Origin of the sequence: Agrobacterium sp. Azo12 (assembly GCF_029193765.2) — a bacterium.
GTDB lineage: Bacteria > Pseudomonadota > Alphaproteobacteria > Rhizobiales > Rhizobiaceae > Agrobacterium.
The window spans coordinates 1,217,643-1,241,713 of sequence record NZ_JARFYO020000001.1 but is presented as its reverse complement, the minus strand read 5'-3'; the positions used below and the strand labels follow the sequence as shown (position 1 = coordinate 1,241,713).

At 56.2% G+C, this 24,071-nt stretch carries 23 protein-coding genes and 1 riboswitch; of the genes, 9 read left to right on the top strand and 14 right to left on the bottom strand.

The window, feature by feature from the left end; genetic code table 11:
- Positions 1-228: 228 nt before the first annotated feature.
- The 5 genes from PYL13_RS05670 to PYL13_RS05650 all read right to left on the bottom strand — a co-directional run bounded on the left by PYL13_RS05670 (position 229) and on the right by PYL13_RS05650 (position 6,997).
- Positions 229-918, bottom strand: a complete 690-nt coding sequence (locus tag PYL13_RS05670; RefSeq protein ID WP_192487279.1) for a DUF4167 domain-containing protein — start codon at positions 916-918, stop codon at positions 229-231.
- Positions 919-1,249: 331 nt separating this feature from the next.
- The gene (gene prmC, locus PYL13_RS05665) at positions 1,250-2,116 is read right to left on the bottom strand and encodes a peptide chain release factor N(5)-glutamine methyltransferase (RefSeq protein WP_275640709.1); all 867 of its coding nucleotides are present in this window, start codon (positions 2,114-2,116) and stop codon (positions 1,250-1,252) included.
- On the bottom strand, positions 2,113-3,195 hold the full coding sequence (prfA, locus tag PYL13_RS05660) for a peptide chain release factor 1 (protein WP_192487277.1): 1,083 nt from the start codon (positions 3,193-3,195) through the stop codon (positions 2,113-2,115). The genes prmC and prfA overlap by 4 nt, the downstream gene beginning before the upstream one ends.
- A gap of 74 nt (positions 3,196-3,269) precedes the next feature.
- On the bottom strand, positions 3,270-5,537 hold the full coding sequence (gene ptsP, locus PYL13_RS05655; RefSeq protein ID WP_250983082.1) for a phosphoenolpyruvate--protein phosphotransferase: 2,268 nt from the start codon (positions 5,535-5,537) through the stop codon (positions 3,270-3,272).
- A 185-nt stretch (positions 5,538-5,722) separates the two neighbouring features.
- Entirely contained in the window at positions 5,723-6,997 is a 1,275-nt protein-coding gene (locus PYL13_RS05650) for an aspartate kinase (RefSeq protein ID WP_250983083.1), read from the bottom strand.
- 539 nt (positions 6,998-7,536) lie between these two features.
- On the opposite strand from PYL13_RS05650, the gene PYL13_RS05645 reads away from it, so the two are divergent.
- Positions 7,537-9,429 carry a DEAD/DEAH box helicase gene (locus PYL13_RS05645; protein WP_275640708.1) on the top strand — a complete coding sequence of 631 codons (1,893 nt, stop codon included), beginning with the start codon at positions 7,537-7,539 and terminating at the stop codon, positions 9,427-9,429.
- Positions 9,430-9,801: 372 nt separating this feature from the next.
- Positions 9,802-10,092, top strand: coding sequence for a hypothetical protein (locus tag PYL13_RS05640; RefSeq protein ID WP_275640707.1), 291 nt, complete (start codon positions 9,802-9,804; stop codon positions 10,090-10,092).
- A 14-nt stretch (positions 10,093-10,106) separates the two neighbouring features.
- Here PYL13_RS05640 and dmeF read toward each other — a convergent pair whose 3' ends face one another.
- Together dmeF and dmeR are read right to left on the bottom strand one after the other, a co-directional pair.
- Complete coding sequence (gene dmeF, locus PYL13_RS05635; protein WP_275640706.1) at positions 10,107-11,105, bottom strand: CDF family Co(II)/Ni(II) efflux transporter DmeF; 999 nt, start codon at positions 11,103-11,105, stop codon at positions 10,107-10,109.
- A 16-nt stretch (positions 11,106-11,121) separates the two neighbouring features.
- Positions 11,122-11,394, bottom strand: coding sequence for a Ni(II)/Co(II)-sensing transcriptional repressor DmeR (gene dmeR, locus PYL13_RS05630; RefSeq protein WP_275640705.1), 273 nt, complete (start codon positions 11,392-11,394; stop codon positions 11,122-11,124).
- Positions 11,395-11,546: 152 nt separating this feature from the next.
- Here dmeR and PYL13_RS05625 point away from each other — a divergent pair, with 152 nt between their 5' ends.
- The 4 genes from PYL13_RS05625 (at position 11,547) to PYL13_RS05610 (ending at position 13,842) form a co-directional block, all read left to right on the top strand.
- Entirely contained in the window at positions 11,547-12,044 is a 498-nt protein-coding gene (locus PYL13_RS05625) for a hypothetical protein (RefSeq protein WP_275640704.1), read from the top strand.
- 61 nt (positions 12,045-12,105) lie between these two features.
- Entirely contained in the window at positions 12,106-12,519 is a 414-nt protein-coding gene (locus PYL13_RS05620; RefSeq protein WP_250983089.1) for a MerR family transcriptional regulator, read from the top strand.
- 236 nt (positions 12,520-12,755) lie between these two features.
- Positions 12,756-13,244, top strand: coding sequence for a GNAT family N-acetyltransferase (locus tag PYL13_RS05615; protein WP_192487268.1), 489 nt, complete (start codon positions 12,756-12,758; stop codon positions 13,242-13,244).
- A gap of 31 nt (positions 13,245-13,275) precedes the next feature.
- The gene (locus PYL13_RS05610) at positions 13,276-13,842 is read left to right on the top strand and encodes a type 1 glutamine amidotransferase family protein (protein ID WP_275640703.1); all 567 of its coding nucleotides are present in this window, start codon (positions 13,276-13,278) and stop codon (positions 13,840-13,842) included.
- A gap of 6 nt (positions 13,843-13,848) precedes the next feature.
- On the opposite strand, the gene PYL13_RS05605 is transcribed toward PYL13_RS05610, so the two are convergent.
- From PYL13_RS05605 to PYL13_RS05595, 3 genes are read right to left on the bottom strand one after another with little or no spacing between them, the layout of a single operon-like run.
- Positions 13,849-14,175 (bottom strand): DUF1488 family protein, encoded by a 327-nt coding sequence (locus PYL13_RS05605; protein WP_275640702.1) that lies wholly within the window; start codon positions 14,173-14,175, stop codon positions 13,849-13,851.
- Positions 14,172-14,897 carry a CbtA family protein gene (locus PYL13_RS05600; protein ID WP_275640701.1) on the bottom strand — a complete coding sequence of 242 codons (726 nt, stop codon included), beginning with the start codon at positions 14,895-14,897 and terminating at the stop codon, positions 14,172-14,174. Before PYL13_RS05600 ends, PYL13_RS05605 begins: the two co-directional genes overlap by 4 nt.
- Positions 14,898-14,908: 11 nt before the next feature.
- A complete protein-coding gene (locus tag PYL13_RS05595) occupies positions 14,909-15,091 on the bottom strand; it encodes a CbtB domain-containing protein (protein ID WP_192487264.1) in 183 nt (60 codons plus the stop codon).
- 172 nt (positions 15,092-15,263) lie between these two features.
- Positions 15,264-15,522: riboswitch (cobalamin riboswitch) on the bottom strand.
- A 171-nt stretch (positions 15,523-15,693) separates the two neighbouring features.
- On the opposite strand from PYL13_RS05595, the gene PYL13_RS05590 reads away from it, so the two are divergent.
- Complete coding sequence (locus PYL13_RS05590; RefSeq protein WP_275640700.1) at positions 15,694-17,460, top strand: methyl-accepting chemotaxis protein; 1,767 nt, start codon at positions 15,694-15,696, stop codon at positions 17,458-17,460.
- Positions 17,461-17,575: 115 nt separating this feature from the next.
- On the opposite strand, the gene PYL13_RS05585 is transcribed toward PYL13_RS05590, so the two are convergent.
- Positions 17,576-20,368, bottom strand: coding sequence for a bifunctional diguanylate cyclase/phosphodiesterase (locus PYL13_RS05585; RefSeq protein ID WP_275640699.1), 2,793 nt, complete (start codon positions 20,366-20,368; stop codon positions 17,576-17,578).
- 226 nt (positions 20,369-20,594) lie between these two features.
- Between PYL13_RS05585 and PYL13_RS05580 the strand changes: the two genes are divergently transcribed.
- Positions 20,595-20,876: a hypothetical protein gene (locus PYL13_RS05580; protein ID WP_275640698.1), complete on the top strand. Its 282-nt coding sequence runs from the start codon at positions 20,595-20,597 to the stop codon at positions 20,874-20,876.
- A 102-nt stretch (positions 20,877-20,978) separates the two neighbouring features.
- Here the strand turns inward: PYL13_RS05580 and PYL13_RS05575 are convergent, their stop codons facing one another.
- The 3 genes from PYL13_RS05575 to PYL13_RS05565 form a co-directional block, all read right to left on the bottom strand.
- Complete coding sequence (locus PYL13_RS05575) at positions 20,979-21,896, bottom strand: cytochrome c (protein WP_275640697.1); 918 nt, start codon at positions 21,894-21,896, stop codon at positions 20,979-20,981.
- Between the two features lie 150 nt (positions 21,897-22,046).
- Positions 22,047-22,481, bottom strand: coding sequence for a c-type cytochrome (locus PYL13_RS05570; RefSeq protein ID WP_192487259.1), 435 nt, complete (start codon positions 22,479-22,481; stop codon positions 22,047-22,049).
- A 131-nt stretch (positions 22,482-22,612) separates the two neighbouring features.
- On the bottom strand, positions 22,613-23,251 hold the full coding sequence (locus tag PYL13_RS05565; RefSeq protein ID WP_192487258.1) for a LysE family translocator: 639 nt from the start codon (positions 23,249-23,251) through the stop codon (positions 22,613-22,615).
- Positions 23,252-23,378: 127 nt separating this feature from the next.
- Between PYL13_RS05565 and PYL13_RS05560 the strand changes: the two genes are divergently transcribed.
- Positions 23,379-24,059 (top strand): helix-turn-helix transcriptional regulator, encoded by a 681-nt coding sequence (locus tag PYL13_RS05560; protein ID WP_275640696.1) that lies wholly within the window; start codon positions 23,379-23,381, stop codon positions 24,057-24,059.
- Positions 24,060-24,071: the final 12 nt, after the last annotated feature.

The window sequence follows — 24,071 nt, the reverse complement described above, 5'->3', positions numbered from 1 at the left end:
ATAGAAACATGCTTTGGAAGCAGCCAACCGGCCCTTCCGTTGTGCTTGATATGGTAAGCGATTTTCGCGGTTTAAAGAGGTTGCAGACAACGCAACGCAGAAAAACATGAGGGCATGACAATCCTCAAATTTGCTGCGGCACGATTAGTCGTTGCGACCGCATCTGCACAAAACAGAAAACCCCGGCAAGCCGGGGTTTTCGAAATATCTCTACAGGAAGTATGTCGCTTATTCAGCGGCGCCTTCAAGTGCGGCTGGCTCAGCAGCAGCCTCGCCACCGGCCTCTTCGCCACCTTCCGCATTTTCAGCGGTGCGACGTGGACGACGCGGACGCGGGCCAGTGCTGCGGCGGCGCGGCTGGCGCTCACGAGGAGCCTCAGCGGCCTGAGCTTCTTCTTCCACGGCGACCTCGAGCGGCGTGCCTTCGATTACTGGCTGCGGACCGCTACCGTCATCGTAGGAAGGCTGTTCATCGTCATCACCAGACTGCTGCACCTGCGGAGCAGCGGAACCGATTGTGTCGTCGCTATCGCTGTCGTTGTCGTTGCCGTCAACGTCGTCGCCATCGCGTTCATTGTTGTAGTCAGCATTACGTTCGTCACGCTGGACACGTTCCTGCATATGCGCCTGTGCGGCAGCAATGATACGGTTGTAGTGTTCTGCGTGCTGCAGGTAGTTTTCAGCCATAACCCGGTCGCCGGAGCTTTGCGCATCACGGGCCAGAGCGGAATATTTTTCAGCAATATGCTGGGCAGTACCGCGGATTTTTACATCCGGACCGGAGCTGTCATAGGTCCGAGTGAGCGGATTCCCGCCCTTGCGGTTGAAGTTGTTATTACCACCACCGCCATTATTGTTGTTATTGTTGTTGTTATTTCCACGCCCACGGCCGCGCTTATTTTGCTGTCCTGGCCTCATCAATTGCTCACCTGAATTCTGTTGTGCTCACGAATTAACCACGCGGCTTGCCGGACAGGCCGGATCAAGACCTCGCCTTCGCGTCCGGTTGCCCCCATGGCTTTACCGGGTTGCTTGCGAAATGAAGTTTATGATTCACATGCCGGAAACGCCCAGCCTTTCAGAGTTCTTCAAGGAACTCCCCTAGGGACTGACCAAACCCGGGCGAATCTAGTTCGCCCTCAGTCACCCTGCATGTGGCTGCAAACTATCCCGCTTCATGCGGAAAACCAAGTCTTTTCTTTTGCTTTGCAAAATATCCTTAAAACAGGAGGGAAGCGCAGCGGCTCCCTTACTTTTGAAATACTAGAACACGATCGTTTCCACCGTAATCTTTCACCCCTGCGATGCAAGGAAAACCGGCTGACTTGAAGATCGTTTCAACATCTTGTCTCTGATCAAACCCGATCTCGACCCCGATGACGCCATTTTCTGTTAAAAATCCGCCTACACCACGGGCAATTGCCCTGTAGGGCTCCAGACCATCCGGCCCGCCATCCAGCGCAGCCATGGGATCGAACTCCCGCACATCGCGGTCCAGCGTTTCAATGACAGAGCTTCGTATATAAGGCGGGTTTGACACGATTATGTCGAAACTGCCCTCGATTTTGTCAAACCAGTGACTTTTCACTGTTTTAAAGCGGTCAGAAACATCATTTGCCACCGCATTACGCCAAGCGGTTGCCAAGGCATCCTCGGAAATATCGCTGCCGATACCTTCTGCGCCCGGACATTCATGGATCAACGAAAGACAGATTGCGCCCGTCCCGGTCCCCATATCCAGCACCTGCGCAGATCCCTTGGCGGCAACTGCGGAGCGCAGATATGGTAGAATGGTATCAACAAGTATTTCGGTATCCGGGCGTGGCTCCAGCGTGCCGGACGAGAGGAAAAATTCCAGCCCGTAAAACTCACGTTTGCCGAGAATGCGGTGGACAGGTTCGCCGGTTTCTCGCCGTGCAATTGCACCCAGTACCGCTTGCGCTACATCATCGGCAACACTATCGCTGCCCTTGAGCAAAATATCGGTCAGAGACAGTCCGAGAATGCCGCTGACCAGAAGGCGTGCATCAAAGACCGGATCAGCCACACCGGCCGCGTCGAAACGTTTGCGGGCCTCAGCCAACAGGTCGGCAATGGTGCGCGGTGCGACCGTCATCCGCGCTGTTCACCCAACTGTGCGAGTTGTCCGGCCTGATAATCGGCAATCAGCGCATCCACCATCTCGTCAATTTCGCCCTCGATCATCCGGTCGAGCTTGTAGAGCGTGAGGTTGATACGGTGGTCGGTTACACGACCCTGCGGGAAATTGTAGGTGCGGATACGCTCAGAACGATCGCCCGAACCAACCTGGCTTTTACGATCGGCGGACCGTTCGCTGTCGACCTTCTGTCGTTCGATATCGTAGAGGCGCGAACGCAACACCTGCATGGCCTTGGCGCGGTTCTGGTGCTGCGACTTCTCTGAACTGGTCACAATGAGACCGGTCGGCAAGTGAGTGATGCGCACCGCAGAGTCCGTGGTGTTAACGTGCTGACCACCGGCACCGGAGGCCCGCATCGTATCGATGCGAATGTCTTCCGGGCGAATTTCAATATCGATTTCTTCGGCCTCGGGAAGCACCGCAACGGTTGCGGCCGACGTGTGAATACGGCCGCTCGCTTCGGTATCCGGCACGCGCTGAACGCGGTGGACACCGGATTCGAATTTCAGCTTGGAAAACACGCCGCGCCCGGTAATGGTGGCGATGATTTCCTTGAAACCGCCTGCGTCACCTTCGCTTGATGACAGCACCTCGACCTTCCAGCCCTTGGTGCTGGCAAATCGTTCATACATTCGGAAAAGGTCGCCTGCAAAAAGAGCGGCTTCCGAGCCACCAGTACCAGCACGAATTTCCAGAATAGCGCTCTTTTCGTCGGCGGCATCCTTGGGTAGCAGCAGAATTTGCATCTCTTTTTCGAGCTGCTCGATGCGCTCGGAAAGATCAGGTAATTCAGCTTCGGCCAGATCACGCATGTCGCGGTCCGTCGTCTTGTCAGCCAGCAGCGCCTGCAGGTCGGCCTGTTCGGCCAATGCCTTTTCATATTCCTGGATCTTCTTCACCACAGGCTGAAGCTCGGAATATTCAGACGCCAGCTTCACATAGACATCAGCAGCAGGGCCAGCCGACATCCGCGCTTCGATTTCCTCGAAACGCCTTGAAAGCTCGCGCATTTTTTCGACGGGTAGCTTTGCCAACCTTCGCTCCGGTATTTGAATTCAAAAAGACCTGAAACACATTGCGCTTAAAAACGCGGGAAATCCCTTGTGCTTCAGACTGGAATGGAATGTTCCGCGGCGAACCTTTGCAACAGGACGCGCGGACTTTCCAGAGATTTATGGTCATCGAGCGCCGCATTCAACTCGACCGACAGCGCACCAACATCCAGCCCCAGTAGCATGGCCTTTACCGGACCAATCGATGTGGGCGACATGGAGACTGAGCGGAAGCCAAGGCCGATGAGTGCCATGGCTGAAAGCGGCCTGCCGGCCATTTCACCGCACAACGTCACCGGCTTGTTGTTACGCTCACCGGCCCGCACGATATCACGCAGGATCCGCAGAAACGGTTTGCCCAGAATGTCGAAGCGATCTGAAACACGCGCATTGCCACGGTCCACCGCCATCGAAAACTGGAACAGATCATTCGAGCCAACCGACACGAAGTCGACTTCCTGCATCAGTTCATCCAACTGCCACAGCAAGGCCGGCACTTCCAGCATCGCACCAAATTGCAGCTTGCGCGGCAGGGCATGGCCGAACTTGGACAGATGCTGAATTTCCTTCTGCATCAGTTCGCGCACCGCGTGAATTTCAGACACTTCCGTAATCATCGGCAGCATCATCTTCAATTCGGCACCGGAGGCGGCGCGCAACAGAGCACGCATCTGAGTACGCAACAGACCGGGACGGTCCAGCGACAGGCGGATCGCACGCCAGCCAAGCGCCGGGTTTTCCTCTTCCTGTCCGCGCATATAGGACACGACCTTGTCACCGCCAATGTCTAGCGTACGGAAGGTAACAGGCTTGCCTTTCGCATTGCGCAGAACACTGCGATAGAAGGCTTCCTGCTCCTCGCCTTTCGGCATCGTCGAGGCAATCATGAACTGCAGTTCGGTGCGGAACAGACCGATGCCATCAGCGCCGGATTCGGCCAGTTGCGGCAGGTCTACGAGCAGGCCAGCATTCATCTTGAGATTAATGAACTGGCCATCCTTGGTGATTGGATCGACAGAGCGCAAAGCGCGGAACTGTTCCTGACGGCGGGCGCGCAGCCGTACTTTTTCTTCGTAAGCGCGCTGCAGGTCCATGATTGGACGCAGATGCACCTGCCCATCATCACCATCAATGATGATGGCGTCATTGTTTTCGGCCAGCGCGACGATGCCTGCGGCTTGCCCGATAACAGGAATACCCATGGCACGCGCCACGATTACAACGTGGCTGGTAACCGCGCCGTCTTCCAGCACAAGACCGCGCAGTTTTTCCCGCGGATAGTCCAGCAGTTCGGCAGCGCCCATGGCACGTGCCAGAATGATCGCGTCGCTCGGGAAATCCTCGCCCGGGCCACGCCCGCTAAAGCCGGTAAGCTGGCGCAGCAAGCGGTTGGCAAGATCGTCGAAATCATGCATGCGCTCGCGCAGATAGGGATCGGTCAGGCGCATCATGCGCGCCTTGGTATCGCTCTGCACTTTTTCGACCGCCGCCTCAGCCGTCAGGCCGTTGCGGATGGCTTCCTCCATGCGCCGCACCCAGCCCTGATCATGAGCAAACATGCGGTAGGTTTCCAAAACCTCACGGTGTTCACCTTCGGTCGGTACGTCACGGCGCTGCAGCATGTCGTCGATCGACAGGCGCAGGGAACCGATCGCCTCAGCCAGACGACGGATTTCGGTATCGGCATCCTCGTTTAGAAGATTGGTGACCACGACACGCGGATCATGCAGCACGACGTGGCCAAGGCCGATGCCTTCACTATAGCCATCGCCATCGACGCTGACTGCGCGCGTCAGGTCAAGCTCCACGCCGGGCTTGGTTATTTTCTTTAGTTCACCACTCGCAACGATTTCGGCAATCAACATGGCAGTCGTTTCCAGCGCCTCTACCTCATCTTCGCGGTAATTGCGGCTGACCTTGTTCTGCACAACGAGAACGCCCAAAGTGCGGCCAGATCTCAAAATCGGCACACCGAGGAAAGAGTGATAAATTTCTTCGCCGGTTTCCGGCAGGTAGCGGAAAGCGGGATGCGATTGGGCATCGGAAAGGTTGAGCGGTTGCGCCGATGCGGCAATGGTACCGACAAGGCCCTGCCCCATTTTTAGCTGGGCCAAGTGGACAGCACCTTTGTTCAGACCCTCTGTGGCGTAAAGTTCGAGGACGCCATCAGAACGCAGCACGTAAACGGAACACACCTCCGCGACCATGTTCCCGGCAATCTGCCGCACAATCTGGTCCAAGCGCTCCTGAGGCTCAAGTTGCTCCGCCATCATTTCGCGAAGCTTCTTGAGGAGGACGCGCGGACCGGCTGCAAGGTCTCTCATCGCGATGCTCCTTCATTCGCTACAGCATCCGCACGAAAACGGTTTACGTTTTGAGTGATGCACACATCAAACAAGTTGGAGCGTGCTTCGTACGACGCCCACTCCTCAAGGCATCATACAAAGCACGCTCCAAACGGAGGACAGTGCTTCGGCAAACCGAAGCAATGCGAACCACCGCTATCGAATCAACTTTTATCCAGACCGTAAGCGGAATGCAAAGTGCGAACTGCAAGTTCCGCATATGCACCGTCAATCAGGATAGAAATCTTGATTTCCGACGTGGTGATGGCGCTGATGTTGATGTTCTTGGCTGCGAGCGCCTTGAACGCGCTGGCAGCAACACCTGCATGGCTGCGCATACCGATACCAATGACGGAAACCTTGGCAAGGCCAGGCTCGCTCTGGACAACGTCAAAGCCGATATGGGCCTTGTTTTCTTCCAGGATCTTGAGCGCCTTGTCCATGTCGCCAGCCGGCACGGTGAAGGTCATGTCGGTGCGCGAACCATCTTCAGAGATGTTCTGCACGATCATGTCGACGTTGATATGTGCTTCTGCCAGCGGGCCAAAGATGGCTGCCGATACGCCCGGGCGGTCTGCCAGACGGCGCAGGGAAATTTGAGCCTCATCCTTGGCGTAAGCGATGCCGGTGACTACTTCCTGTTCCACGATCTCATCCTCGTCACAAATCAACGTACCGGGCGGATTGATAAGGTCACCCATGCCCGGTGCATCGGGATCCTCGAAACTTGAACGCACGAAGGTACGAACCTTGTGCACCATGGCCAGCTCAACGGAACGGACCTGCAAGACCTTGGCGCCGAGCGATGCCATTTCAAGCATTTCCTCGAACGCGATCTTCTTCATGCGACGCGCTTTTGGCTCGATGCGCGGGTCAGTGGTGTAAACGCCATCGACGTCGGTGTAGATATCGCAGCGATCTGCCTTGACGGCAGCGGCAATAGCAACAGCAGAGGTGTCGGAGCCGCCACGGCCAAGCGTTGCAATGCGGTTGTCAGGACCAATGCCCTGGAAACCGGCGACAACGGCAACCTGCCCCTCGCCCATTCGACGGATGATGTCCGAACCATCAATTTCCTGAATACGGGCAGCACCGTGAGCGTTATCCGTGCGGATGGCGATCTGCCAGCCCTGCCAGGAACGGGCATTGACCCCCAAAGACTGCAAGGCAATGGCCAGAAGACCAGACGTTACCTGCTCACCGGATGCAACAATGGCATCATACTCGCGCGCGTCATAAAACGGTGAATCCGCACCGGCGACCTTGGGCATGTTCTGCACCCAGTCAACCAGTTCATTGGTCTTGCCCGACATGGCAGACACAACAACGGCCACTTCGTGACCGGCATCTACTTCACGTTTCACATGGCGCGCCACGTTATGGATGCGTTCGAGATTGGCGACGGACGTTCCGCCGAATTTCATGACAATGCGAGCCATAGTCTTGACCAGTACCACCCGTTACGCCGTCCGCACGGCGGATACGGCACCTCATACCAGCTCAATATGACCTTGAGCCTCAAGTTGCGCGTCTATTACCGAAAAGGTCAAGCACGCGCAATGCCGGTTTTTCGCAGATCGGTTCGCCCGGCCAAAAACCTGATTGGTCACACGGCGCAGTAAATGCCGTTGCAAATAGCAAAAGGCCGCGGCACTCAATCGCATTCTTGATCGCGAGCGCTCCTTTGTTTGATAGGTGCGAAGCAGAGATTCCGCAGCTGCCGATCAAGCAACTTCAATTTCTTGGGTAAATTCATCCTGCATTAGGGTATGGCCTGTGACTTTTTCCCGGCAATATTCACCATGTTAGTGTGCTTGAAGCGTTGAATTCAGGCATTTTCGACTGCTGGACTGTACAAAGCCGCGTATTCCAAGTAGAAGCGCGGCCAATGAACCGGTATTTCCGGGGCTGAATGGTCCACCAGCACTGTTTCCAAGACCTGTGCAGGCGGACGCTCTCCAATTCCGAAAGACGATAGATGACAGAAATCCAGGGCCTTGCCCCGGCGCTCGCTCAGGCGTTGCAAAAACGTGGCTATACTGATTTGACCCCTGTGCAGCAGGCCATGCTTGCACCTGAGCTGGAAGGCGCCGATGCGCTTGTTTCCGCCCAAACCGGCTCCGGCAAGACCGTAGCCTTCGGTCTTGCACTTGCTTCCACCCTGCTGGAAGACCGCAAAACCTTCGGCCCTGCGGCCGCACCTCTGGCGCTGGTAATTGCGCCAACCCGCGAACTTGCCCTTCAGGTAAAACGCGAACTCGAGTGGCTCTACGAAATGTCTGGCGCATCGATTGCGTCCTGCGTCGGCGGCATGGATGTTCGCACCGAACGTCGCGTGCTTGAACGCGGCGCGCACATTGTTGTCGGCACACCTGGCCGCCTTTGCGACCACATCAATCGCGGCGGGCTCGACGTTTCGTCGTTGCGCGCCGTCGTGCTGGATGAAGCCGACGAAATGCTCGACCTTGGCTTCCGTGAAGACCTCGAATTCATTCTGGAATCCTCTCCTAAGGATCGCCGCACACTGATGTTCTCGGCAACAGTGCCGCGCAGCATCGCCAAGCTAGCTGAAAGCTACCAGAAAAACGCCATTCGTATCGCGGCCGCTTCCGAACAGAAGCAGCACGGTGATATTGAATATCGCGCGATGCTGACGGCACCTGCCGACCGCGAGAACGCCATTATCAATGCGCTGCGTTTCTACGAAGCACGCAATGCCATCGTGTTCTGCTCGACCCGTGCAGCCGTTAATCACCTGACAGCGCGCTTCAACAACCGTGGTTTTTCTGTTGTTGCCCTGTCCGGCGAACTGACACAGAACGAGCGCACACACGCGCTGCAAGCCATGCGTGACGGCCGTGCCCGCGTCTGCATCGCAACCGACGTTGCCGCCCGCGGTATCGACCTTCCCGGTCTGGAACTGGTTATCCATGCCGACCTGCCGACCAACTCGGAAACACTGCTGCACCGCAGTGGCCGTACCGGTCGCGCTGGCAACAAGGGCGTCAGCGCTCTAATCGTGCCCGTCAACCAGCGTCGCAAGGCCGAGCGTCTGCTCGAGGGTGCACGCGTACAGCCACAGTGGGTACGTCCCCCCTCTGCCGACGAGATCATCGAGCGTGACGCCGAGCGCCTGCTGGCCGATGCCTCGCTTTCGCAGGCAATCAGCGACGACGAAAGCGGCTTTGTCAAAACGCTGCTTGAAACGCACGGCGCAGAACAGGTGGCAGCGGCCTTTATCCGCCTCTACCACTCCGGCCGTTCCGCTCCGGAAGAGTTGACCGAGGTTTCGGTTGATAACACCCGTAAGCCGCGCCGCGAAAACACCGAGGGCGACACAAACACGGCACCACGCCGCGATCGCAACGAGTTTGCCGACAGCGCATGGTTCTCGCTTTCGGTTGGCCGCAAGCAGAGCGCTGAACCACGTTGGCTCATTCCTATGTTGTGCCGCTTCGGCAAGCTGACCCGCCAGGATATTGGCGCGATCCGCATGCAGCAGAACGAAACCTATGTGGAACTGGCGGCTGATGCCGTTGACCGTTTCGTATCTTCGATTGGCAAAGACATGGCCCTTGAAAAGGGTATCCGCGTCAAGGCCCTTGAGGGCAAGCCGGATATGTCGACTGAGCGCCGTGACGACCGCAGCTTTGAGCGTCGCGACGAGAAGCGTGGCGAGCGTCGTGATGACCGCCCCTCCTCCTCCGGCCCGAAGAAGTTTGGCGGCAAGCCTGACTTCGCAGCCAAGACCAGCGACAAGCCTTGGAAGAAAAAAGACAGCAAGCCGAAGTTTGAGAAGACCGGCGACAATGCTGGCAAGCCGCAAGCCAAGAAAGACAAGCCCTTCGCCAAGCGCAAGCCAAAGGCCTGATACAACATTCCCTGCCCCGGCACTGCAAACGCAATGCCGGGGCAGTTGCTTTTGACGATCTCCGTTTCTGAAGACCTCTGTCTTGATGGACATCCTGCTACCGGCATTTCAGTGGCCGTGTAGCAACCGATTCTCTCCCCGACTCAACAACCAAATAAAAACCCCGCCGATTCTTGGCTGAAACAGTCATTGGCGCGCAAATTGGTTGCGCACCCCAAGTAATGACCGGTCATTTCTTCTCAGAATGTGTGGTTTTAGTGCCGCGAAGCAGCACCTTTACCCCTGTCAAGCCCGGGAAACCGGCAAAAAACAGCCTGACGCAAGTTCTGGACGATAGATAATCGTCATATTTTTCAACGCAGGATAAGTGCCATGCAGATTGAAAGCAGCGTTAGTGGCAACCCCTATCAGGGTCGCATACATGACTTGGACAAGAAGAACGCCGAGCCTGTGCAGCAGGAACAGGAGCAGAGCAGACGAAGTGGCATGCCGACCGTCAGCAGCACGGTGCTATCCAGCTCGTTGGCCAATGTTCTGTGGGCGGTCGGCGGGGCGCGTGCACCTGTTGACCAGGATGCCTCCAAGCCCATCTCGGCAGAAGAAAAAGTTGCCGCCAAGATGGAATGGGTTCAGGGCGCCTATCAGGAATATGAAGAGTTCTGACAGACCGTGCCGCATTACGCGGCAGCGGAGACTTCCACGGTAACATGCGCCAGTTTCGGAACTTTACTTAATTCCTTTTTATAAAGCTCAGGACTTTTTCCAGCCGGAGACACCAAGGCAACAATGGTTGCGTAATGCCCCGGCCCAACTTGCCAGACATGCAGATCTGTCACCACATCACCGTCTTTCTCGACGATATCGCGGATTGTTTTGGGCAACCCCTTGTCGGCAGGTGTCGCATCCAGCAACACACCCGAGGTGGCGCGAATTAGCCCCCAAGACCAGCGCGCAATAACAAGACCACCAACAACCCCCATCAATGGGTCCAGCACGACCCAGCCCTGCCATTTACCAAGTATGAGCGCAACGATGGCCAGAACCGAGGTCAAGGCATCTGCCAGCACATGCAGATAGGCGGCGCGCAGATTGTTGTCGTGCCCTCCATGACTGCCGTGCGATCCATGAGAACTGTGGGACGCATGAGCGTGGTGGTCGTGACCGGCGTGATCATGATGAACATCGTGTCCGTGGTCATGACCATGGTGCGAATGATCGTCCTTCAGCAACCAGGCACTGACCAGATTGACGCCAAGCCCCAGCACGGCAACGAGAATGGCTTGGTTGAAATCAATCTCGACCGGCGCTACCAGGCGGACCACACTTTCCCAGGCGATTAGCAGCGCCACCAACGCCAGGATGACCGCACTGGCAAATCCTGCGAGATCACCGAACTTTCCGGTGCCGAAGGAGTATCGTGGGTCGCGGGCATATTTGCGGGCAAACATGTATGCCAGTGCCGAAATCAGCATCGCGCCGGCATGAGTGGACATGTGCCAGCCATCGGCTGTTAGCGCCATCGATCCGTAAATCGTACCGGCAGCAATTTCCGCTACCATCATTACACTTGTCAGCGCGATAACCATCCACACACGGCGCTCGTTCCGCTCGTGGTCTCGGCCCAGAAACACGTGCTCATGTCGTGCATTGTTCGCAAAGTTTCCATCAACAGCCATGGCCGTTACCTTTCGCTCATCGAATATAGGTTTTGAGGACCTGCGCCAGTTCATCGGCGGCCTTTTCACGCTCAGCATCGCTTTCCGCATGCACAACATGTTCATGCAGGTGGTCGTGCATGATCTCGCCCGTCAGTCCGGACAGTGCGCCGCGCACTGAGGCCAACAGTTGCAAGATTTCGCCGCAGGGCTTCTCTGCCTCCAACCCACGTTCGACCGCCTCCATCTGCCCCTTGAGGCGACGAACACGAGCCAGCAACCTTTCCTTGTCACGAACGGTATGAGACATGAGGTTCTCCTAAATATAATATAGGGGGGTATACTATCACTCTGTGAAAATTAATAGGCACACTTCGAAGTGCAGAACCATGCCGACGCAGCCCTCGCGAATGTTTCGGCTCGTAGATGTTGGTCATCACGATTCCCGAAGGAAGAATCACAATGACGACCATTTCAAATATGGACAGTTATTATCCGATGCGTTCGAGAATACGGGACGCGAAAACCGAAGACAGCTTCTCGCCGGTTACATCGGGAGCAACATTCACACCAGACGAGGAAAAATTCGGTTCGCGTGGCCGCGAGGATGCCGCAAGCAGCGTCAGTAGCTACGCGTCTCTCGCCTCTTCCCTTTGGGACATCGAACAACTCAAGTCTGAAGCCACCACCATGTCAGGCGATGCAGTTGATACATCATCCAGTGATCGTCTTTTGGCCGAATTGCAGGAATGGTCACAAATGACGCCGGGCGAAATGATCCGCGCCAAACTACTGGAACAACTGGGTCTTTCCGAAGAAGAATTTGCCGCTCTGCCAGCAGACGAACGTCTGGCCGTTGAGGAAAAGATCAAAGCGGCACTCAAGCAATCGCTTGATGTCGATAATACCCAATCCGGCAACAGCTATGCTGAACAGTCGCTTGAGGTAGACGCTGTTTGACATTGATATATCCCGCGAAAAACCTTATGTCTTCTAGAGCTATAGGTTTGAGGAGCGGGACATGCTTTCCATCGGTGATCTTTCCAAGCGAACGGGCGTCAAGGTCCCGACCATCCGTTACTATGAACAGATGGGGCTGATTGAGGCGGCAGAGCGATCCGAAGGCAATCAACGCCGGTATGAAAAGGCCGATCTGGAACGGCTGGCCTTTATTCGTCACGCACGCGATCTCGGCCTCAACATCGATGCCATCCGTGAGTTGATCCGCCTCAGCCACCACCGACAGCAGCCCTGCGAGGGTGCTGACAGGATCGCAGCTGATCATCTGGTTGCCGTGCGCGAGAAAATTGCCAAGCTGAAAAAACTGGAGCAGGAACTGGAGCGCATCGTTTCGCATTGCGACGGGCATTCCATAGAAGATTGCTACGTGATCCGGGCACTTTCGGACCATAAGCTGTGCGAAAGTGAGCATTAATTTCAGGCGGCCTTACTGAAACGAAACATCTGCAAAAATCCCGATTGACAATCTTGTGATTCAGGAGCATCTAGTCGCCCATGATCAACAATCGCGCACCAATCTCTTGCACGTATTTTTGGGCCTACCTGTAAAGGGCGGCTCGACAGATCATCATGTCAACAAGCCGCCGTCAGGCGGCTTTGTTGTTTTTCAAACGTCCTGATGGCACCTCAAAAAACCCGAAGGACCGAAAAATGACCGAAGACAGTGCCATTACCCTTCCACGCCCCGCCGTTGTAACCATTCGTGGCGCACGCAAGGCTGACCTGCCACAGCTCAACGAAATGATCGCTTTGCTTGCCAAACATCACGGCGACGCATCGGTGATGACGCCGGAAAAGCTGGAACTCGACCTGTTCAGCCCTATTCCATGGATTACCGCACTTGTTGCCGAAGCTGGTGACGAGTTGATCGGCTACGCCATTCTCGTTCCGCTCTACAGAGCGCAGGAAGCGCGTCGTGGCATGGAACTGCACCACCTCTACGTCCGTGACGGTCATCGCGGTCACGGTACTGGCCAGCATCTGGTATCGCGTGCACGCGATGTCGCCAAGCGTTGCGGCTGCGACTACCTCTCGGTCAGTGCAGCCACGGGTAATGTTGCTGCACATCGTTTCTACGAAAACATGGACTTCACACCGCGTCCGGTCACCGGCATGCGCTACATGCAGGCTATTGCGTAACGTTGGATTGCTGTCAGCAAGGACAAAGACAATGACCCGTATTGCAATTGCATTGACGCCCGAGTTCGCCGATTGGGAAAGCGCCCTGTTCAGTGCTGTGGCGCGCAGTTATCTGGGTGCCGAGATCATCATTGCGTCACCGGATGGTTCGCCGGTCAAGTCAATGGGTGGCCTGAAAGTCATGCCCGATGTAGCCTATGGTGCACTTGATCCGGCCTCGATCGATGCGCTGATTGTTCCCGGCGGACTGAGTTGGGAGCGTGGCACCGCCCCGGACTTTACCGAGATGGTGCAGCGGTTCCGGCGGGAGGGACGTGTGATCGCCGGCATTTGCGCGGCCGCCAGCATGCTGGCTGGCACCGGCATTCTGAATAACGTTGCCCATACCGGCAACTCACTTGCCTCACACCGCGCCTATCCAGCCTATTCGGGCGCCGATTATTATCGCGACCAGCCACAGGCGGTGCGCGACCAAGGCGTTATCACGGCAGCGGGAACCGCGCCGATCAGTTTTACCACCGAGATCCTCAAGGCGCTTAACCTGTGGGGACCGGAAGCAGAAGCAGAAATCAAGGCGTTTGCAGCCGAGCACCGCTGAGATAACTCAGCTGGCAACATCGCGGTCGAGAACCCGACAGACACGCTGCGGACCCGACGCGATATCGTTACCCAATGCGCGACGAATATCCCGACTGTTCAGATGAAGGCTTTTATCCGTCGCCAGATTTTGTCGCTTGATCTTGTCGAGGGCGGCAGCTTCAAACGCAGCCTGATGCTCGGTAAAACAGGCAAGGCAGGCCTCGCTATCCGGTGGTGCACCTAGCAGTGCCTTGAAAGCAAGGCGGTGCACGGCGCAAGGCGCGCCATGCCCGGGAACAGAAAAACGCAGCGCATCAAGCGCCACGTTCCATTCGGCAGAACCGTTGTTCACTTGGCCGCTTCAAAGCGCTTGAGGAACGTGCCGCTCAAGGCACCCAGCAACACCCAGAACACAAAGCTGGTGAGTGTGGCAAGGATGATGAAACGGCGCTCCAGTGGCAGTGGTGCCAATGCGTGCTCGCCTTCCGGCGGCAACGGCGCACCAATGACATGCGGCGCAGCAATCAGCACGATGGCGAGTACCGCCGCCCATGGCTCACGACGGAAAGCCAGAAGCGCTATACCACCTGCTGTTGCTACCGCAGTGCCAATCCACCAGGCCTGACGCGCGGCAAGTTCACCAGCCGGGCTTCCCGGCAATTCAGGCGGCAGACCGACCATCGGCGCCAGAGCCACGGCCGCAAAGCCGCCAAGCCCCCAGAACAGACCTTCACGCCAGCCAATATTGCTGCCCCGCAGTGAGATGAGGCCGGTCAGAACCAGTGCATAACCGATTGCCGTCAGAATATTGGCAGCAGCCGTGTAGGCATTCCGCTCAAAACCATCCGTCGGTCCCCAGGCTTCTTCGTCATGAGCGTGGCCAGCAGGCGCAGCCGCTTCACCGGTTGCCGGTGCTGCGTCATGACTATGCCCGGCCTCACCGCCAGCCGATTCGAATGTCTCGGCATGCAGGATCAACGGTGTGGTGCCGACATATTGCATGAGGCTGACGGCAAGTCCGCAGATCAGCCCCACCAGAACGGATGTGAAAACGATATTACGAAAAGACGACATGCCGCTCTCCCTCAGTGGCAGGGAAAGGCGTTGGCATGGCGCGTATCATGCGCGGCATTATGAACGGCCTCGATATGCGAAAAGCCGACAAAACCGATGATGAACAGGCCGCAGAACACGGCCAGAAGCGACTGGACTGCGCTGGCAGATTTGACAGATACCGCCTGCGTGGCGACGTTGTTTTGGACAGACATGGTGAACCCTCTCGCTCAATGCATACGCAGTCTCAAAAACGGAACCGGCAGCGTATGCAATGGACACGCGGATCCGCAATCGACATCCGTCACCACGGGGAAGCACACGAAGAAAGAGGAAACCGCCGAAGCATTTCCGCAAAACCGCGCAAATTCCGGACACCCCGCCGGCATGGACACTCTCGCGATGGCAGGTCTCCTGGCTCACGGGTCGTAACCTGAAAACACCTTCCCGGTCTGTCTGTTTTTTCGCATCGACAGTGCAAAATCACTATGATTCCGCATCGATGCGCCAGACCAGTGGCTCTTTGTTTTCAGGCTCTCCGTTCACAGTTGCGGGGGCAGCCACGAATGAGGACAATTCCCTATCGTGTTCCCTTTTCATCCCGCCGTAAAAACCCCGGCAAGGAACCATCACATCATTGTTATCCGGCGCGGCCCGGTTTGAGTCAATGGGCGACGTTTCAATCGGGCAATCAGTGCCACTGCGTGACAAGGTGATTGTACCGTTAGAGCTGAAAATACGGAAATCTAATCAAAGTTTTAACTAAAATTTGCCAGTGAATAGTTATAGACATTAACCAAGTTTGACAGGTGGAGTTATGGGGTTTGATCGCATTTTCAGCACGGAAGCCGCGGCTATCCTGTCTGCATTCAGCCGATCGCAGGCCATCATATCTTTTACACCCGACGGCATGGTGCTCGACGCCAACGAAAATTTCTGCGCGACGCTCGGTTACCGACTCGATGAGATCAAAGGCCGTCATCACAGAATGTTCATGCGCGCAGAAGACGCTGCCGCAGCAGACTACAAGACGTTCTGGAAGGGCCTCGCTTCCGGTCAGTATGAGCAACGCCAGTTCCGCCGCCTGACCAAGAGCGGTGAAGAAATCTGGATCCAGGCCAGCTACAACCCGATTATCCGCGGCGGCAAGGTTGTCAAAGTCGTGAAGATCGCCACCGACATTACTGCCGCCAAGCAGGAAAGTGTGGAAAGCAAGGGCAAGATTTCCGCGCTGTCGCGCGCGCAGGCCGTCATCGAGTTCAAGCCGGATGGCACGATCCTGACCGCCAATGAAAACTTCTGCTCGGCGCTAGGTTACAGCCTCGAAGAGATCAAGGGACGCCACCACAAGATGTTCTGTGAGGCCGACTATGTTGCCTCCAATGAATATGCCGGTTTCTGGCCACGTCTGGCGGCTGGCGAGTTTTATGCCGACGAGTTCAAGCGTATTACCAAGGATGGCAGTGCCATCTTCATTCAGGCGACCTACAACCCAATCCTCAATGATGAAGGCAAGGTCATCAAGGTTGTGAAGTTTGCCACCGATGTCTCTGGTCGCGTACGGGCACTTCAGGAAGTGGGCGCTGGTCTTGAACGTCTGGCGGAATGCAATATTCGTCTGACAATCGACGACCCCTTCGTTCCTGAATTCGACCACCTGCGCCACGACTTCAACCAGTCGCTGGCGAAGTTTCAGGAAACCCTTGAGCAGGTGCTGACCGAAACGGCCATGCTGTCCAGTAAAAGCGGCGAGATGCGCGCCAGCGCCAGTGGCATCGCCACCCGCTCCGAGCAGCAGGCGGCGGCTCTCGAGGAAACTTCCGCCGCCCTTGAGCAGATTACCGAGACGGTTCGCGAATCCACCGGTCGCACCGCCGAGGCCCGCAAGCTGGTTCAGGACGCCCGCATTGCAGCAGTCGATTCTGTGCAGGTTGTCGATGCAACGGTTGATGCCATGGCGCGCATTGAAACCGCATCACGCGAGATTTCCAAGATTATCGGCGTCATCGATGAAATCGCCTTCCAGACCAATTTGCTTGCCCTCAACGCGGGTGTTGAGGCTGCCCGCGCCGGTGAAGCAGGCAAAGGTTTTGCGGTCGTCGCGCAGGAGGTGCGTGAGCTTGCCCAGCGTTCAGCCTCCGCCGCCAAGGAAATCTCCGGCCTGATCAAGAACTCGACCAATGAGGTCAATGAAGGAGTCAGACTGGTTGGTAAGACAGGTGATGCACTCAAGAACATTCAGGGCTTTGTGCAGAGCATCGAAAGCAATGTCGAGGCCATCGCGATTGGCTCTTCTGAACAATCCACGAAGCTGTCAGAGATCAATTCGGCAATCGGCTCGCTCGATCAAATGACCCAGCAAAATGCCGCGATGGTCAGCAGCATGAGCGCCATTTCCGAAGCATTGGCCAATGGTGCTGGTGAACTTGAACATCTCGTCAAGCGCTTCAAGCTTAACCGCCGCAAATGGCAGCGTGAGCCGGGCTCGGATGCCTCCAAGCTTGGGCCGGAAGATCGCGGTTACGGCAAAAACACCATCTACCAGCCAAAAGCCGCCATCAAGGGATTGGCCAAGGCGTCATAACCTCCAAGGCAAGGATTGCTCCTTGCCTGTTGTTCATCAGTCTCTACGTCACTGAAACAGTCGAATTTCAACCTGCCCGTTTCTCACGAGACGGGCAGTAATTTTTTGCATCAACTCAGACAGCTTTGCCGATACCAAAAAGAAGAGGCGTGGAAGCTGACAGCTGTTCGCGTGTTGCGGGGCGACCGAACAGAAAGCCTTGAACCTCGTCGCATCCTTCCGACAAAAGCACCTGCAACTGTTCGCGTGTCTCGACACCTTCAGCCAGCACCGCCACATCGAGGCTTTTGCCGAGTGCAACAATTGCCCGGACGAAAGCCTTGGACTGTCGGCTTTCAAGCTCATGTACGAAGCTCTTGTCGAGCTTGATCTTGTCGAACGGGAAGGACCGCAGTGTTTCAAGCGACGAATAACCAGTGCCGAAGTCATCAATCGCAATCGTTACGCCCATCGCCTTGATCTGGCGCAGGATATGCAGTGCACGCGCCTTGTCGCCAATGATGGCGCTTTCGGTGACTTCAAGCTCAAGACGTGCAGCGGGCAGGCCGGTGTCCAGCAGAATCTCGCGAACCTTCTCAACTAGGATGACATTGTTCAACTGCAATGGGGACAGATTGACCGCAATCTTATGCGGGATGTCCCAATCTGCGGCCTCACGGCAGGCCTGTTGCAGCACCCATTCGCCGATCGCCGAGATCGCACCACATTCTTCTGCAATCGGAATGAAATCGACTGGTGAAACGAGACCTCTTTCCGGATGCAACCAACGTAGCAGCACCTCGTAGCCGGTGACCTCATCGGTCTTCACCGAACGCTGTACTTGATAGGTCAAGTAGAACTGCTTCTTTTCAAGCGCAATCCAGATATCACGGCCCATGGCCCGCCGTTCTCTGGCGGCCTCGTCCATCGCGGCTTCATAGAAGCTGATCTTCTGTTCGATGCTGGCCTTGGAACGGTACATTGCCATATCGGCATTGCTGAGCAACTTTTCCCGATCAGTAGCATCCTGCGGATAAATCGCCACGCCAAGGCTGGCACCTGGCACAATCTCGGTGTGGGACAGTTCTATTTTGGTGGTCAGCAAGCGGTTCATGCGACGGATGAATTCATCCAATTCTGTCTGATCGTTGAAGCTTTTTATGGCAACAAATTCGTCGCCGCCCAAGCGGCCAACCGTTTCGCCAGTTAGCAGTCGTTCGCCCAGGCGCTTTGCCAATGTCACCAGAACGCTGTCACCTGCGGCGTGGCCGAGCGTATCGTTGACCTCTTTGAAATTATCGAGATCGACTGCGATAACGGCGACCTTTGAAGTGAGTGTATCGGCGTCTCGAATAGCGGCATCCAGCGTTTCGACAAATTGGCGGCGGTTTGGCAGGCCGGTCAAGACGTCATGGCGAGCAAGATGGGCAATGCGTTTTTCAGATTTAACCCGTTCGGTAATATCCTCGACGGTTGTCACCCATGCGCCTTGCACGGCCGGGCGATGAATGACACGCACAGTGCGTTCGTTCTGGATCGTGCGAATGGTTTCGCCACCTTCCGTCGCACGGATCAGGTCGATATGGCCGTGATAAAAATCAGAGGCGTCGATCTTGCTGCCGGCATCATGGCCATAGGGCAGTTCGCAGATTTCCCGGAAGGTCTTGCCCACCAGATCCGCGTTATCGGGAATACCAACAATTTCATTGAGGCGTGTATTCTGCAGAACCAGACGCTCGTCCTTGTCGAACAACATGATGCCATTGGCCATGTTGTCCAGAGCAAGCGCCAGATTGTCGGAAGCTTCCTGAATGCGGTTGGCAGCACGTTTCTGCTCGGTGCAATCCCGCGTGATCTTGGCATACCCGGCCAGGGTGCCGTCCTCAGCATAGATTGCATCAATTACCACAGCCGCCCAGAAGGACGAACCGTCCTTGCGGTAGCGCAGGCCCTCGGATTCAAACTTGCCCTTCGTCCGGGCTGTCTCAAGCGCCTTTTCAGGCAGTCCTGCGGCCCTGTCTTCCTGTGAATAGAATTGTGAAAAATGCTGACCGACAATTTCGTCTGCAGTGTAACCCTTGGCGCGCTCGGCACCGACGTTCCAGTTGCTGACCCGTCCCTCAGTATCCAGCATATAGATTGCGTAGTCGGTAACGCCCTGTACGAGGCGTCGGAAATTGGTTTCACCTGCTACCGTGGCCATTTCCGCCCGCATGGCAAACATCGCTGCCGTCAGCCCGGCAAACAGGAAGGACAGTGTCACGCAGGTGATGATGAGAACCATCACGCCCGCAGAGATGACGTTGCTGGCTGGCGCGGAGTAATCTGGCACAACAGTGATCGCGCCCATGGCGGTGAAGTGCATGCCAACAATTGCCAGCGTCAAAAGTGCGGCAGGCAGAATGACAGGTGAACCGCTGGTCCTTTCAGCGCGACGTACCGCGAATGCTGGCACAGATAGCGCAACGGCCAAAATGGAAGCCGCAATAACCAGGGAACGATCCCAGACAATGGTGCCAGGCAGTTCAATTACCGTCATGCCGATGAAGTGCATGCTGGTGACGCCGATACCGAACAATACACCTGCAGCAACAGTACCGTGCCGACCGGTATCGTAGGTCGCACAGGCCGCAGCCGCCACGGTCGTTCCGATGGCAACCGCCAGCGAAATCAGCGTTCCATTAATTTCATACCCGAACACAAAACCGGGATCATAGGCAAGCATTGCCACGAAATGGGTGGTCCAGATGCCAAACCCGCTTGCCCCGCCGGTCGCAGCAATCCAGATCACACGAGGTAAGCCGCTGCTTTTTACAGCGCGCCGAAGCAGCAACATCGCTACCGTCGCGGAAAGAAGGCACAATATTCCCGCAAGCACTACCAGTCGCATATCGTGCTCATACACCAAGCACGTCAGTATCGAATTCATTTCATACCCCGAATATGCAGAGACGTCACATGCCTGAAATAAGCAATGGTAGCGCCCGTCTAGGCCGGGCATTACTGAAGGCGACAGCTTACGAGATGATTAATTCCGCAGGGTTCTCAAAGGCTTGGTTAACGAAGTCGATCCATCTTCAACGCTGCATCATCAACCACTAAAGGTTTGCACGTTAAGAGCGTTTTTTGTGATTTTTAGTTGTTGAGTAAAACAAATGCACCAGTGGATAGTGGTCGTACTCGTAGTGAGCATGGCGTGTGGTTACACAACATATTTCTACGCCCGCAAGATCGCCAGAGAAGATGGGCTGGATGACCAGAAGCCAACATGGTTCGGCGGATGGAGGAATGTTTCGAAGATCAACACCATCTTGAAACAACGCGCACAGAAAGGCGACCGATTGGCCGCGCGAATACGAATGCTGCATATCGTGAGCAACGCGTCCATACCGCTTTTCATCATCGGCATGGCTGTTCGAAATGTCTGGATGCGCTGACATTACCTGCCGCCAACCGACGATGGCGGCCGCATAGAACCGACTGTTGACGACGGTGCTTTTGCCACACCAATCATCCACATCGGTTTTCTAGCCAGGATGTCACCGTGCCGGAATGGCCTTGAGATAGGCGGCAATCGCATCCCGGTCTTCGGCTGGCAGGCGCGCCATGTTTTGCTGCACCTTCACCATTGAGCCGCCAACACTGTCGAACTCTGGTGTGAAGCCGGTTTCCAGATAGCTTGCGATATCTGCATCAGCCCAGTTTTCCATATCACTGGAACCAGGGGTGATATTGGGAATGCTGCCCTCGCCTTCCGGATTGGGACCACCGGCCAGCCACTTGTCTTTGAGGAATCCACCCAACAGGTTGCGTGGTGTATGACATTCACCACAATGGCCCGGCCCTTCAACCAGGTACTGGCCGCGCACCAGTGCGGCATCGGCGTTTGCCAGCTCGACGCGTGCCGCACCTTCGTCAAAATACAGGAACTTCCAGCCACCCAGAGCAAGCCGGATGTTGAACGGGAATGGCAAGTCATGGTTCGGTGCGACGTGATCGCTGGCAGGCAATGTCTTCATATAGGCAAACAGATCGCTGATATCCTTGGCGGGCATCCGCGCGTAGGAAGCATACGGGAAGGACGGATAGAGGTGCTCACCATTGCGGCCGGTGCCTCGGGTCATGGCATCGCCAAATTCTGCAAGGGTCCACTCACCAATACCGGCCTTTGGATCCGGCGAGATATTTGGCGCATAGAATGTGCCAAATGGACTGTGCAATGGCGCGCCACCAGAGAGTTGTAACAGGGCATCCCCCGTAGCATCAGGCGCTGCATGACAGCTTGCGCAACCACCGGCCCAGAACAGGTTTTCGCCATTGACGAGATCTGGAGTTCCGGCATTGGCCCAATGGCTTGGCGCCTGCCTGTCCGGCGCCGTAACTACGAAGAAAATGCCTGCACCTGCAACAGCAGCCAGAGCCGCGGCGGCACCAAGCTTTACAAGCTTCGAAGCCATATCATTCTCCCGAAATGCACAGTCTGAAAAACAGTCTGAAAAATGCCGGTCTGCGCGTACCCCCAGCGATCGGGATGACAGACCATGGATATCGTCAGCAGAATGTGCGGCCCATGCTGAACAGCCGCACATTCTCAGCAGGCTTAAAGCTTAACGCTTCAAGCGGTAGGTCTGGTGGCAGACACCACAATCAGCGCCGAGTGACTGCATGGCGGTTGCAACGCCAGCCTGATCGGCTGGCAACTGCGCCAGAACGGCATCAGCGTCTGCGCCGAGCTTTTCGGACTTGGCCTTGAAGTCATCGAAATTCTGCCAGATGGCTGGAGAGGCTGCACTTCCGGTCTCCGTACCCGCCGGGAACTGATCAGGGAATGCCTTGGCATTGGTGCTGATGGTCGTGACAGCAGCCTTCACCGCTTCAGCATCGTAAGGCTTCTGGCCCTTGGCGATGGCATTCAGCGCGCCCATTGCGCCGCCGATTTGCTTCATCATGCCTTCGCGCTTTTCAATTTCGCCAGCAGCGGAAACCGCTCCGGCGCAAAGACAGCCGAACAACATGGCAGCCGCAATGGTCTTCAATTTCATATGCTTCTCTCCTTGATACCGGCCAAAGGGACGATTCAACATTTAGGGACGCCCGAACATGCCCCGTTTGACGTTTCGAGAGAAGTCACAATAAGGTGAGGTTTGGTGATTTTCGCTGCTAAAACAGTCATCTAAGAGACTTTTGTCAATTCCGCCCACAGGGTTAGCGCCGATACAACAACCAGCACCAGACCCGCCGCACGTCCGACGAAAACCGTTGCTGCAGGTGATGAAACCAGAAACCTGCGACTTTTATCCGCCGTCAACGCCAATGCGCCATAGACGCTGAACTGGGTTGCAGCCACCATGGCCCCCATGATCAACCCTTGTGTCCACACCGGGCCATAGGCGGGTTTCAGAAACTGCGGATAAACCGCCAGCATGAACAGATAGGCCTTGGGGTTGGCAAGGCAGGTCAGGATGCCGCGCCGGAAGGCACGCCATGCCGATTTGCTGGACGATGCCTCATCTCCCTGCACGGTAATTGAACTGCGCATCAGGCTGATGCCGATCCAGATCATGTAACCAGCGCCCAGCACCAGCAGCGGTGTGAACAGGCTGGGCATCCAGGCAGCCAGCAGCCCGACACCGGCCGCACCATACAGCGAGTGAACGACACCACCGGCCACGATACCGAGAATGGCGAAAAAGCCGGTACGTTTTCCGCCGGTCAAAGAGCTTGCCAGCACAAACAGCATGTCCATGCCCGGCACAATGATGATGCCAAACAAAAGCAGGAAAAACAGCCAGAGGTTTTCGCTATAGGCCATGTCAGTATCTCCCCCGCATTATTTGCTGCAAACTGCGCGCGATCCCAAGGTTTTCAAACCGTTTCTGGTGTTTATAATCTCGTGCTACTGACAGCGTTCTGTCAGTAGCCTTCGCACGGAGACAGAAATGCGCAAAGCATCACGGCTTTTCGAAATCATCCAGATATTGCGGGTGGCACGCCAGCCGGTGACCGCACAGCAGATTGCCGACACGCTGGAGGTGACACCTCGGTCGGTTTACCGCGACATTGCCGCCTTGCAGGCCATGCGTGTGCCGGTCGAAGGGGAACGTGGCGTGGGTTACATCATGAGGCCCGGCTTCAACCTGCCACCGCTGATGTTTTCGATCGAGGAAACGGAAGCCATCGTTCTTGCACTGGCACTTGTCAGCAGAACCGGCGACACGGAGTTACGCCAGGCAGCCAAGCGGGTCAGCGACAAGATTGCCTCATCGGTCCCCGAACCCCTCTCCCGCATTCTGTCCACCACTGCGCTACATGCCTGGGGCATTATTGCCAATGCACCTGATGGCGTGGACCTGTCGATGATCCGACGCGCAGTTCGCAACGAGGAAAAGCTTGATATCACCTATCAGGACGAAGCCGGTTCGCTGACCGAACGGCGGATACGGCCAATCGCGGTGATCTATTATTCCGAAACCGCCAATATCGCCGCCTGGTGCGAGTTGCGGCAGGCGATCCGCAACTTCCGTGCGGACCGTGTCAAAAGCTGCATCGAAACGCAGGACTTCTTCAAACAGCAAGGTGAGGCTTTGCGCCAGCTATGGATGGGCCAACTGGCAATATAGTCAAACGCCGAA

What these genes read in the sequence shown, in the direction of transcription:
- PYL13_RS05670 (WP_192487279.1), bottom strand. Translation starts at nt 918, where the DNA reads ATGAGGCCAGGACAGCAAAATAAGCGCGGCCGTGGGCGTGGAAATAAC.
- prmC (WP_275640709.1), bottom strand. Translation starts at nt 2,116, where the DNA reads ATGACGGTCGCACCGCGCACCATTGCCGACCTGTTGGCTGAGGCCCGC.
- ptsP (WP_250983082.1), bottom strand. Translation starts at nt 5,537, where the DNA reads ATGAGAGACCTTGCAGCCGGTCCGCGCGTCCTCCTCAAGAAGCTTCGC.
- PYL13_RS05650 (WP_250983083.1), bottom strand. Translation starts at nt 6,997, where the DNA reads ATGGCTCGCATTGTCATGAAATTCGGCGGAACGTCCGTCGCCAATCTC.
- PYL13_RS05645 (WP_275640708.1), top strand. Translation starts at nt 7,537, where the DNA reads ATGACAGAAATCCAGGGCCTTGCCCCGGCGCTCGCTCAGGCGTTGCAA.
- PYL13_RS05640 (WP_275640707.1), top strand. Translation starts at nt 9,802, where the DNA reads ATGCAGATTGAAAGCAGCGTTAGTGGCAACCCCTATCAGGGTCGCATA.
- dmeF (WP_275640706.1), bottom strand. Translation starts at nt 11,105, where the DNA reads ATGGCTGTTGATGGAAACTTTGCGAACAATGCACGACATGAGCACGTG.
- dmeR (WP_275640705.1), bottom strand. Translation starts at nt 11,394, where the DNA reads ATGTCTCATACCGTTCGTGACAAGGAAAGGTTGCTGGCTCGTGTTCGT.
- PYL13_RS05625 (WP_275640704.1), top strand. Translation starts at nt 11,547, where the DNA reads ATGACGACCATTTCAAATATGGACAGTTATTATCCGATGCGTTCGAGA.
- PYL13_RS05620 (WP_250983089.1), top strand. Translation starts at nt 12,106, where the DNA reads ATGCTTTCCATCGGTGATCTTTCCAAGCGAACGGGCGTCAAGGTCCCG.
- PYL13_RS05615 (WP_192487268.1), top strand. Translation starts at nt 12,756, where the DNA reads ATGACCGAAGACAGTGCCATTACCCTTCCACGCCCCGCCGTTGTAACC.
- PYL13_RS05610 (WP_275640703.1), top strand. Translation starts at nt 13,276, where the DNA reads ATGACCCGTATTGCAATTGCATTGACGCCCGAGTTCGCCGATTGGGAA.
- PYL13_RS05600 (WP_275640701.1), bottom strand. Translation starts at nt 14,897, where the DNA reads ATGTCGTCTTTTCGTAATATCGTTTTCACATCCGTTCTGGTGGGGCTG.
- PYL13_RS05595 (WP_192487264.1), bottom strand. Translation starts at nt 15,091, where the DNA reads ATGTCTGTCCAAAACAACGTCGCCACGCAGGCGGTATCTGTCAAATCT.
- PYL13_RS05590 (WP_275640700.1), top strand. Translation starts at nt 15,694, where the DNA reads ATGGGGTTTGATCGCATTTTCAGCACGGAAGCCGCGGCTATCCTGTCT.
- PYL13_RS05585 (WP_275640699.1), bottom strand. Translation starts at nt 20,368, where the DNA reads ATGAATTCGATACTGACGTGCTTGGTGTATGAGCACGATATGCGACTG.
- PYL13_RS05580 (WP_275640698.1), top strand. Translation starts at nt 20,595, where the DNA reads ATGCACCAGTGGATAGTGGTCGTACTCGTAGTGAGCATGGCGTGTGGT.
- PYL13_RS05575 (WP_275640697.1), bottom strand. Translation starts at nt 21,896, where the DNA reads ATGGCTTCGAAGCTTGTAAAGCTTGGTGCCGCCGCGGCTCTGGCTGCT.
- PYL13_RS05570 (WP_192487259.1), bottom strand. Translation starts at nt 22,481, where the DNA reads ATGAAATTGAAGACCATTGCGGCTGCCATGTTGTTCGGCTGTCTTTGC.
- PYL13_RS05565 (WP_192487258.1), bottom strand. Translation starts at nt 23,251, where the DNA reads ATGGCCTATAGCGAAAACCTCTGGCTGTTTTTCCTGCTTTTGTTTGGC.
- PYL13_RS05560 (WP_275640696.1), top strand. Translation starts at nt 23,379, where the DNA reads ATGCGCAAAGCATCACGGCTTTTCGAAATCATCCAGATATTGCGGGTG.